Here is an 11,438-nt window from a genome sequence, read left to right as displayed (position 1 = left end):
ACAGGTTAGTTGGCCCACGCTGGTGCTGCGTCAGAACCCGTACTTCTCCTTCCGCAGTCTGAAGGCCTTCTCGCCGCCTTCCATCACTGCGGTGATCTGGTCCCTGACCGCCGCTACATCGATGGCGCCCTGCTCCTTGATGTTCACCTGCCGCCCGATCCCAGGGGCGACGTAGGCGCAGACCAACACGAGGTCTGCATCGTCGTTGACGAGAAGGTTGGCGTTGTGGCTCAAGAAAATGAGTTGCCTGCTGCTCGTCGTCCCCAGATCTTGGCCACGAATTTTTGAACCGTGTCGCTGTCGAGAACGCCCGCGCTGAGCAACTGGCTCAGATCTTGTACTTCTCGCGCCGCTTCTGGAACGCCTCCTCACCACCGTCGAGAATCTCGCACGCGTGCTCGCGGACACCGAACCGCCCGAGGGTGGTCGGGCTTGCGTCGTTGAGAAGTTGCGAATGCTCGAGGGAACCCGTGAAGTACTCGAACGTGCGAGCATCCTTGTTCCTGCGATCGTCCCCGTGCCGGTTGGCTACGATGACCTGCTCCGAGTCAGCGCCAATGACCAGGTTCGCGTTGTGGCTCACCATGATGATCTGGCGTTCCTTCTTCCGCTTCGCGAGGTACGGAACGATCGTCTCGTAGATCGACCGACTATCAAGGTCGTCCTCGGGCTGATCGATGAGGAGCGGCCACGGCTCCTGCGACTCGTTCAGGATCAGCGTCAGTGCGAAGAGAGCCTGCTTGCCTGGGGTCATGGATGAGCGCGTGAACCCACCGATCCGGTCCGAGTCGAGCTCCGCCGAGAAGCGGACCTCCTTCGTGACGGTCAGGACTTCGGCGGCGACGGCGCTGGGATCATAGCCCTTATTCAGGCGTACCTTCTCGTCACGAAGCGCACGGAGGAACTTCGCCGGATTCGCCTGCGCCTCTGAATAGGCAACCTCGTCACCCTTAGCCTTGACGTAGTCGTTGGTGCTCCGCTGACTGAACCCAATCGAGACATGCGAGACGGCTTCGGGCGTCACCGACGTCTCGATACCGAACTTCAAGTCCGTGAGCACTCGGTCCTCCACCTTGAAGGTCGACTCAAGAGTGGTCAGCGCATCGGCGCGGTCCTTGATCCCCTTCTCAATCTTGGAAGCAGCGCTCGCCTGATCGGCGCTCAACTTGCCCAGCGAGGCTTCACGCCTCGCAATCTCATCGAGTACACCAACCTGCTTCTTGTGCTCGGCGACGACAGTCGCCAACTCCTCGTTCGCCTCGTGCTTGGCGATGAGTTCCGCGTTGTCCGCCCTGATCGCTGCTACTTCGCTCAGAAGTGTTGCCCGCTCCGCGTCGCGGGAAGTGGTCGCCGCGATTAGAGCGTTCTCCACTTCCTCAACCAAGGCGAGGACCGCGTCGACCTTGTGCGCCTCAATCTGAGTAGCAACCGCGTCGGGGACCTCAACAGCAGACGGGCGCATGGTCACGGTCGCTTGCACCGTTTCCGGCAGGATGGCGGCGCCGCCCTCCTCGCCTGACGGCATCACGAACGAGGACAACTGATCAAGTTCGACGGCAACTTCCTTCAGGCGCGCCTCCTTGGCGTCGAGCTCGCCTGCGATCGCCTGGTACGTGGCCACCTCGTCGTCGGTGAGTTGTGCGGCCGCCTTGATCTTGTCGATCTCCTGCTGGAGCACCTCGCGCCGAGCCGTGATCGCATCCTTGTCCCCAAGGTCCTTGATCTCTTGCGAACGCTCTCCGATTCGGTCGGCGAGCGAAAACCACTCGTCCACCGCTGCCTTGATCTCGGTGTTGGCCGCAGCGATCTTCCCGCTCGCGCTGTCAAAGGCCGTCTTGACCGTCGGGTAGGTCCGGAACAAGGCAGGAGCGATCTTCTTGGTGATCTCGTCTGGCTGCTCGCTCAGGGAGTACAGAGAGTTCTGTGGGATGTAGATGACCTTGCCGGACGTGCCGGTTCCGGACTCCCACTCAACCGTGCAGGTGACATTAGAGACGTCAGCCCAAGTGAAGCCAGCGGCTGGCCCAACCTCGTGCTCGCTGACTCCCGAAGCCTCGGTCTGAATCCGTGTCGTTTCAGCAGCATCGACAGCGTGAGAGATGAAGGCGAGAAGCGCCGACTTCCCCGAGGATCGACTGCCAATGATCGAGTTCAGGTTCCTGTTGAGGAGTACCTCAGCCGGGAAGGCATCGGTGCCCGAGAACGTCACCTTCGAGATGACCTTGTAGGGCTCCTTCTGATCTGGCTCGCTCGCCTGCATTGCCACGCGATCCGCGGGCTCGATCAGCGTCTGCAGGAGACCCGGGAAGGTCGGGTCGGCCTTGATCCAAGTGACGTTCCGCTGGTGCCCGTCAGTCGTGACGTGCTTTCCTAGCCCTTGGGCGAGCTGATCGAAGCTGTGGGCGTCGCAGCCGTCGAAGACTGGTTTGGGCGAGATCAAGTCGTCAGTTTCGAGACGGTCAGTCCCAAGGAAATAGTCGCGCGAACCGACGTTCGCGAAGAATGCGTCAGAGAACTTGTCGATTTCGTCGGTCAGGAGCTTCTTGCGCTGGACTCCACTTCCCCCGGCGCGGATGCCGTCGCCCTTCGCTGACGCAACGACAATGAGGTGCTCCTGGCGAATCGACGGCACCGTGGCATGGTCGCCGAAAGTATCCTTGATCGCCTCGTTGATCGCCTCAAGCGAGACTGTCGCGCTCTCGAAGTCTGCCTGACTCGCGAGGTCAGAGCAGTTGACGGCGGTTCGACTAGGCCCCGTTGTGCCCGCGGTTTTCAGTCGTCCGAGGAACTTGTCGGCCTCCTGCCGAGTGAGTGTCGGCCGGAAGATCAGGTGCAGGTTCACCTCCTGGTCGGCGCGGTTGACGGCGACGGGCAGGCGCAGCTCGAGATTCGGGAGTAGCAGGGTCTTGCTGTCGGCGTAGAACTCGTCGTACTTGGCCTTGACCGCGAAGAACGAATCCAGCGAGAAGTAGTCAGCAATCGCAACCACTGCAACGTCAGAGTCGTGGACGACCTGGCAGAACCGCTCCAGATCCGGTTGCCCGTCCTTGGCTGCGTAGTTGTCACTGAGCTTGGTGCCCGGGGCATGCAAGTGGAGATCCCACTTGCGCCACTCAGAACCGCGAGGGTACGGATTCACCCGCCTACACCCTCCAGTTGGCAGGCGTGGAGACGGCGTAGTCACCGACGCCGATCGCCGCGAAGTGCTTAGTCGCGGCCTTGATCTTGGCATTCTCCATCGGGCGGCGCTTGACCTCGTCGTCGGTGCTCTTGGTCTCGCGAATCATGTAGATCCGGTCAGCACCATCCTCGTGCTTGATGATCGCCCAGTCCGGGTTGTACGGACCGACGGGAGTGTCGATCTTGAACTTGCCCGGCAGCTTCAGGAAGAGCTTGATGTCGCTTCGCCCGTCAAGCAGCTCGGCGAACTGGCGCTCGGGTTCCGAGTCGTAGACGACGTAATCGAAGTCGGACTTCTCCGGGTTCTGCAGCTTGTACATCTGGTCGAGGAAGCGGTCCTTCTCCGCCTGCCCGTCCTTCTGCAGCTCGCGAAGCTCGTAGACGTAGCCACCGATCTTCTCGTACTGGATGCCCTCGGTGACGATCTCGGCGAGCACGGCCTGCAGGCGACCCTTGACCATCTGGATGAAGTCGTTGGGGTTCCCCATGAACTCGGGCAGGCGCCCGCTGTCCAGGAGGATGTCGATGATCGTCTTTCGCGTCAGCGACGTGGCTTCCTGCAGCTCCGTGATGATGTCCGGCAGGTCGTAGGCGCCCTGGAGCGACGCGGATCGCTGGCCGGTCTCGGTGGCCTTGGTGCCGCCCCGAAGAATCTTGACTCCGGCGCGGGTGACTTGGATGCGCAGTGGCTGGATGGCCGGCGCTTCCTTGATCGCCTTCACCGTCGCCTCGATCAGGCGGTCACGCTCGACCGAAACTCGGTATGTCGTGCGAGCCGAGATGGCGCGCCAGAACTCCTCGAACTCGGGGTTCGCGAAGAGCTCCTTGTTGAGCTTTCGCGCCTTCCGCTTGGACTGCGGCTTCACGTAGCGCTCAATGCTGGAGCGGCCGATGTACTCGATGATCGTGTCTTCGTACGGCCAGAAGAAGTCCGGGATGTGCTGCTTCAGATCGAAGCCGAGTTGGGTCGGCTGGTACGCAGCGGTGACCTTGCCATCCTTGATCATTCCCGACTTCTCCAACGCTTCGTAGAGGCTCTTGGAGCGCTCGTATCCGAAGTACTCGGGGCCGTCGGGCTCGATGTGCTCTTCGTAGAGGGCGATCTTCGAGAACTCCTGCAGCCGCACGCGGCCGATCTCGACGCCCGATTTCTCGTACTCGGTCTGGAGCGACTTGGCGAACGCGACGTAGGACTCGTTCGCAATCACGGTGAGCTGGGCGATGCTGCGGTCCGCCACGCGCTCGCCGGTCTGGTCGACCGGGAGACGGAGGCCGCGGCCGATGGTCTGACGGCGCTCCACCTCGGCGCCCATCTCGCGCAGGGTGCAGATCTGGAAGACGTTCGGGTTGTCCCAGCCCTCGCGCAGCGCGGAGTGGCTGAAGATGAAGCGGACGGGCTCTGCTTGGTCGAGCAGGCGAGCCTTGTCGCGCATGATCAGGTCATAGGCGTCGTCGTCGGCCTTAGTGCTGCCGGACGTGTCCTGGAACGTGTCAGTCCCGCCACGCTTGGCCTTGAGCACCGAGAAGTAGCCGCGTCGGAGCTCCGCGGGATCCTGCGGGAAGAGTTCCTGCCACTGCGGCGACTTGGCGCGCTCCTCACGGAACAGCTCGTCGAACCACTGCACGAACTGGCCGTTGGCGTCGATGTTGTTGAAGCCGTCGCCGAGGAAGTTCTCGACCTTGTCGATGAAGAACAGGCTGAGCACCTTGATGCCCTTCGAGTGGAGCATCGTCTGCTTGCGCATGTGCTCCTTGATCGTCTCGCGGATCATCTCGCGGTAGATCGAGTCGGAGTTGCCGCCGATCTCCTCGCCCTGCTGGAGTATGCCGTGCTTGTTGAGCTCGATGAACTGCGGCTCGACCGAGAGCTCGGTGATCCACCAACCTTCGTACGCGGGGTTGTTGGTGAGGTTGGACAGCTCCTGGTCTTGCTTGGCCTTCACGATCCGGCGAGTTAGGGAGCCGTCGGCGCCGCGCACGGCCAACTCGAGCTTGGCCTCCCACGGGTCACGCTTGACCTCGATGACCTTGATGTATGGCGTCGCGTCCGAGCCCTGCTGGGCAACCTCGGCAACAACGATCTGCTTCACGAGCCCGTGGTCGTGAGCGTCGACCGGGTCGAGCCGGTAGATGACGTTGCGCTGCTTGCGGTGTGTCGCCGAGAAGCGAAGGGTTGCGATCGGGTCGAGTTCCCCGATCGACGACTGCGAGAGCTGCGATTCCATGTTCTGCGGCTCGTCCATGATGACGACCGGCCGGGTGGCCTTCAGGTAGTCGATCGGGCGCAGGCCATTCAACTTGTCCCGGGTCTGGTGAATGATGCGAGAGTTCGCATCGCCGCGGATCGAGTCGATCGTCATGACCATGATCTGCACGTTGGTGCTGGTAGCGAAGCCTTGCACCTCTTCGGCGGACTTGCCCGAGTAGACCGAGTAGTCGAACGGCTGCGCCGGGTAGAGGTCCCGGAAGTGCTGGCGCATCAACTTGATGCTGGTCGTGACGCCTTCCTTGATCGCGACGCTCGGCACGAGGATCACAAACTTGGTGAAGTTGTACGCCTTGGCCAGCTCAAAGATCGTGCGCAGGTAGACGTACGTCTTGCCGGTGCCGGTCTCCATCTCGATGTCGAAGTCGAGGGCGTCGCCGGCGAGTGCTCCGAGGACCTCCAGGCCGTTCTTGTCCTGGACGGCCTGCAGGTTCTGAAGGATGGTCGCCTCGTCGAGGACGAGGTTGTTGCCCACGGCCCCAACCTCTTGGGACAGATCGAGATCGAGGCTCGTCTGATCCACGGCGCCGCCCAACTGGCCTTCGCTACGCAGCGTCGTCAGGACGGCCTCGGCGTCCTTGGGCTGGCCGTCGAAGAGCTGCACCAACGACCCGATGGCATCGAGCTGGTATTGCTGCTTAGCGTCGAACTTGAACTCCATCAGGCAGTCCAGAGCTCCACGCCCTTGCTCTTGCAGAGCTGAGCAAGATTCGTCTTCAGTTCGTCGTCGCCGTGGAACGCGTCCTCTAGGATCACGAAGCGCGCGGGCTCCTCGTCGACCACCGCACGGAGCTGATCCAGAGTCGGCTTAGTGTGTTCGTCGAGGTACGCCAGGAGCAGGCCATCGCCGACGGACTGCAGGCTGAGCCCGCTCACTTCGCCTTCGGACGATTCCTCGGTGAGCGAGTACCCCTGCTTGAGAAGCAACTCAGTGAGGAGAGCATCGGGCGTGGCGGTGTCTTCCGCGCTGTCGCGCAGGCTGAGCAAGTGCTGCTCTAGCGCGCCCGGCTCAACCTTGCTGCTCACACTCCACTTGGTGAAGTTCGTATCCGTGAGCGCGTAGGCCCTGAATCCGGTGTCGACAGACTGACCGGTGAGCTCGGCAGCAACCTTCTGGCCGGCCAGTTCCAGTCGCCTACGGGCAATCGCTGCCAGCGTCCGGAGCCCCGCCTTGTACGCCTCGGTGTTCTCCCCGGCTGGCTCCGGCAACTGGACCTGAATGTGCCGGCGCGTGCCACCATCCTTCGCATTCGCTGCTACAACCGCATGGCCTGTAGTCGCGGAGCCAGAGAAGAAGTCGAGCACAGTGTCGCCCGAACCCACTCCTGCGATCTGCATCATTCGCTCAATCAAGCCAACCGGCTTCGGGGTGTCGAACGGCAGCATTCCACCGAACAACGACTTCAACTCGCGAGCGGCGTCGCGCGTGACACCGACTTCCTTGCCGAACCAGATGGACTCCACTGCCCGGCCTTCGACCGTGTCGAGATAGATCTTCCGGGTGATCTTGGTTTCTGCAGCGTCGAAGCTGATCTCGCCGGTTGCGATCTTCGCAGCCATCGTTTCCTTGCTCCAGCGCCAGCCGTTGTCAGGCGGATCGATGAGCTTCCCGCTCGGGGTCTCCAGCGGGTACTTCAGGTTGGGACGGTAAAGAGCATTCCGGACATCGCCCGCGCGCCACGGCCCACGCGGATCGTTGTCGGGATTCCGGTAGTTCACGTTGTGCTCGGCGGTGCGCTCAAGCGCATGGAGTTCGAACGCCTCGCCTCGGCGATACGCCAAGATCATGTTGTGGTGAAGTGAAACCGTGTTCGTGTAGCCCTTGGGTTGCACGCTGTGCTGCCAGATGAACTCGCCGACGAAGTTCGAAGCACCAAAGATGGTGTCGAGCAGAAGGCGAAGGTTGGCGTCCTCATTCTCGTCGATACTGACGAAGATCACGCCGTCCTCAGTCAGTAGGTTCCGAGCCAGCTTGAGGCGCGGATACATCATGTTCAGCCAGTTCGAGTGGTAGCGCCCCTCGGACTCACTGTTCGTAGAGACCTTCTTGCCCTCTTCGTTGACCTGCTTGGTCCACTCGAGGTACGTCCCCAGCCCCTCCTTGTAGTTGTCGGGGTACACGAAGTCCTTGCCGGTGTTGTACGGAGGATCGATGTAGATCATCTTGATCCTGCCGTGGTAGTGCTTCTGCAGGATCTTTAGCACTTCGAGGTTGTCGCCCTCGATGAAGACGTTCTTCGTGGTGTCCCAGTCCTTGCTCTGATCCTTGACCGGGCGGAGCGTCGCCGTGGTGGGCTCCTGGGCAGCGCGGAGTGCGCGCTTCTTGCCCGGCCAGAACAGGCCGAATCGCTCGCTGCTGTCGGCGACGTCCTCCGCGAGGAGCTCAGTCAGCTTGGCGACGTCGACCTTGCCGTCCGAGATCGCCTCGGGCACCAACTCCTGCAGCTGGCGCGCCAGCTCGGTCTGCAGGTCAGGGGTGGTACTCGGGATCTCGTGGATTTCGTCGCTCATTCAGGCTTCCTCATTGAATTTATCTGAATTCGTTTTATCAATATTGATGATTATTGATAAGTCTGATGTTTATGCAGTGACCCGCCAGCGAATAGCAAACAGGTCTTCGGTCTCGCGCTTGCCCTTGAGGGACTGCTCGATCAGGTCGAGGTACTTGTCGATCTCTTCCCGGAGCTTGATCCGCTCACAGCGTGCACGGTCGTCCTCGTCTTCAGCCTTCTGCGCCCAGCGCCTGGCTTCCTTCTTGTGTCGCAGTTGCTCCATCGGGTCGTCGGTCTGTCGCGCCGCCTTCCGGCTCTCCTTCTCCTTCTGGCGGTAGTCGCGGATCAGCCCTTCGGACTCGGCCTTGCGGTCGAGCGTGTTCCGGTAGAGCAGCTCCTCCTGCTGGTCGTAGTAGCGAGCGTTGCGTGCCTGCACTTCCTTCTCGAACGCCTCTCGCTGGGCGTCCAGATGCTTTTCGAAGGCCGACTCGTCGATCATTTCAATCGGGTCCGACACTTCTGTGCAGGCGAGGTCCATCAGGTCAGCGACGTACTCGTGATCGAGCCACTCACCGTCGTCCGTCAGCAGCCCTGCAAGCGCGTACGACTCGGAAATGTCCTCGTTGCCGGCCTTCATCCGGAACGTGACGACCTTGCTCACGAGCTGCCCGCTCTTGCCCTGCAACGCCTTGATTGCGGTGCTGGCCCGCTGGGACTTGCCGAGACTGAAGGTGAGCTCACGGGCAGGCGTATCCGCGTCTTTCGAGCTGGCGACGACGTATTCGGCCAATGGACTGGCAAAGCGGTACTGGTGGGCGTGTTCCTGCGGCTGCGACTTGAAGAAGTAGCGACCGGTCTTGGCGTCTGGGATCGGCGCCGTGTGGAGCTCGAACTGGCGACCGTCTCCCTCGAAGGTGGCGACGCTGTCGAGCTGGTACTTCGTGACCGCTAGGAGGAGCTGCTCGAAGCGGTTGAGCACCTCGCCTGACTGTGCGTCGTACGACTTGAGGCGGTCCTGGACGTTGGGGTCGAGGTTGTCGAAGACCTTGGCCTTGGCGGTGGCCATCTCCTTGGAGATCTCGCCTTCGAACTGCTTTTCCAGTTGGTTGAACGCGACCTCGATGTCGCCCGCGGTTTTGCAGCGGTTCAGGATGTCGCTGATCGTCTTCTCGAAGTCGAGGCCGTCCTCGATGGAGCCGAGCACCTCGTCACTGGCACCGAAGACGCCCTTGAAGAGGTGGAACTTGTCCTCTAGGAGCTCGAGGATGCGCTGCTCGGCGAGGTTGCCCTTGTTGGAGAAGTTCACGACTACGACGTTGTGCTGCTGGCCGAAGCGGTGCGCGCGTCCGATGCGCTGCTCAACTCGCTGCGGGTTCCAGGGCAGGTCGTAGTTCACGACCATGGAGCAGAACTGGAGGTTGATGCCCTCCGAGGCTGCCTCGGTGGCGATCATGATCGTGCCCTCTTCGCGGAAGTAGTCCACGAGAGCCTTGCGGCGGTCTGCCGCCAGGACGCCCGTGATGACGTCGCTTCCCTTGTTGCGTTCGAGCCACTTCTGATAGATCGCCGTGGCTTGCGGGGAGTCGTTCTGTCCGTTGAAGAGGAGCAGGCCCTCGCCGCGTCCGGCCTCGGTGAGCGAGCGTGCGATGTAGTCCTGGGTGACCGTCGAGTCGGTGAAGATGATCGCCTTCTCGGGCGCACCCAGCTCGCGCAGGCGCTCGAAGCCGAGGTCGAGGGCGTGGTTGAGCTGGACGGCCTTCTCATTGACAGTGATGGACCGGGCCAGCGCGGCGTACTCGCGCAGCTCGCGGACCTCCTCCTTCATGGGCTCGATGTCGCGCGGGTCGATGGCCGTGAATCCGGCCTTCGGCTCCCTGTCAAGCTCTTCCTCTTCCTCGTTGGTGAGGTCGGCGTCAACGATGAAGCTGCCGGTGTTCGTCAAGCGCTTGCCCTCTTCGACCTCGCGCTCCAGCCGGCCTGCGACGCGTTCAAGCGTGCTGGCGATGGCGTAGGTCGAGGAGCCGAGGCGCTTGCGGATGATCAAGGCGCTCAGGTGCCGGGTGGACTTAGAGAAGGCGTAGACCTCATCGCGCTGGAGGTAATCGTTGACGAGCTCGTACAGGCGCCGCTCATCCGGCGACGGCTCGAAGCCAACCGTCAGCGGGAGTCGCTCTGTGAAGCGGATGTACTTGTCCGCGTCACGACGAAGCGTCCGCTTGCTGACCTGCGCGACGCGGTCGCCGAGGTCGTCAAACGCGGCTGACTCTCGGTTTTTGATGTAGCGCTCGCGGAATGCGTCGAGCGAGTAGAAGTAGTCCGGGTCGAAGACCGAGACCAGGCCGTAGAGCTCCTCGAGCTTGTTCTGCAGCGGAGTCGCGGTGAGCAGGACGGTCTTGTGCGCGCCATCGACGATGTGGGCGACGGCGTTGGCGACCTTGGCCTTGCCGTTCCAGAAGTTGCGCAGTCGGTGCGCTTCATCGGCGACGACGACGTCCCACGCGCGTAGGAGCGACAGCTCGTGGCGCTGGGCGAACTCGTACGAGCAGATCAGGACCTCGGGTGATCGGCCGGCCCCGAGGAGGCGGTCCTTGGTCTTGGCGTCGAGCAACGAGCTCGGGATCAGGAACTTTTCGTAAAGCTCCTGCTGCCACTGCTGGCGAAGGCTGGACGGCGCGATGATCAGGATGCTGCGCTTTCGCTCAGCCCAGTACTGGCTGATGACGATGCCAGCCTCGATCGTCTTTCCGAGGCCGACCTCGTCAGCGAGGATCACGCCCTTGAGGAACGGGGTTTGTAGCGCGAAAAGCGCGGCGTCAATCTGGTGCGGCTTGGGCTCGACCTGCGCGTCGAAGAGGAGGCCGGCGAGCTTGCCGACGTGGTCACTGGCGTAACTCCGCTGCAGTTCGTAGGCGTAGTACTTCGCTTGGTAATCGGTAAATCCCTGTTTCACCGCAGTAACCGCCGTCACCGGACACCACCACCGCTAGCGATCCCCATTACCAAGTTCTCGCGCCCTCTCCGCGCCGCCACCGATGGCGTCATGCTTTCCATCCGTCTCGACGTCACCCTATCTTTCAGCGGGCCTTTCCACGGTGAAATGGACCGGTAGACGCTGGCGAGGTCACCCGGAACACACTCACGGCTCGGCTCCACGCAACTGCGAAGCTCACCCAGCCGAACTTGATCATGTTCCAAGCGCACAGCAACGCGAGCGGATTGAGCCGACCAGGACCACCCGAGTCGATGATCGAAGTCAGCCAGGCCCCGACCAGCCCGTAAGCGACCGCCAGCACCGCTGAGACCGGGAAGGCGAGGGGTTGGCGCCTGGAATCGAGCAGCGCGCGGATGAGGATGTTGGTCGGCGCGTAGGCGTCGAGGTAGACGTGGGTGGTTGCGGCCAGGCGGACCGCGAGTATCAGAATCATGACCTGGTTCCCTTCAGACGACCTGATGTCGTCTCTCCGGGGTAGCGCAGGATCCGCGTGCCGTGAGCAGCAATC

The 11,438-nt window shown here is 62.0% G+C and carries 5 protein-coding genes and 1 pseudogene; all 6 read right to left on the bottom strand.

What is annotated here, in order from left to right:
- Positions 1-30: 30 nt before the first annotated feature.
- Positions 31-305: pseudogene (locus tag ACZDWJ_RS07365) on the bottom strand (hypothetical protein); the annotation flags it as partial.
- A 23-nt stretch (positions 306-328) separates the two neighbouring features.
- Complete coding sequence (locus ACZDWJ_RS07360; protein WP_463520281.1) at positions 329-3,139, bottom strand: TrlF family AAA-like ATPase; 2,811 nt, start codon at positions 3,137-3,139, stop codon at positions 329-331.
- Positions 3,140-3,143: 4 nt separating this feature from the next.
- Positions 3,144-6,107: a restriction endonuclease gene (locus tag ACZDWJ_RS07355; protein ID WP_463520280.1), complete on the bottom strand. Its 2,964-nt coding sequence runs from the start codon at positions 6,105-6,107 to the stop codon at positions 3,144-3,146.
- Complete coding sequence (locus ACZDWJ_RS07350; protein WP_463520279.1) at positions 6,107-7,957, bottom strand: site-specific DNA-methyltransferase; 1,851 nt, start codon at positions 7,955-7,957, stop codon at positions 6,107-6,109. The genes ACZDWJ_RS07355 and ACZDWJ_RS07350 overlap by 1 nt, the downstream gene beginning before the upstream one ends.
- A gap of 69 nt (positions 7,958-8,026) precedes the next feature.
- On the bottom strand, positions 8,027-10,888 hold the full coding sequence (locus ACZDWJ_RS07345) for an SNF2-related protein (protein WP_463520278.1): 2,862 nt from the start codon (positions 10,886-10,888) through the stop codon (positions 8,027-8,029).
- Positions 10,889-11,012: 124 nt separating this feature from the next.
- The gene (locus tag ACZDWJ_RS07340) at positions 11,013-11,363 is read right to left on the bottom strand and encodes a hypothetical protein (RefSeq protein WP_463520277.1); all 351 of its coding nucleotides are present in this window, start codon (positions 11,361-11,363) and stop codon (positions 11,013-11,015) included.
- Positions 11,364-11,438 lie beyond the last annotated feature (75 nt).

It is taken from the genome of Nocardioides sp. B129/18 (assembly GCF_055282735.1).
Note: the sequence above shows the minus strand (reverse complement) of the source record. Positions and strands in the feature narration are given on the sequence as shown.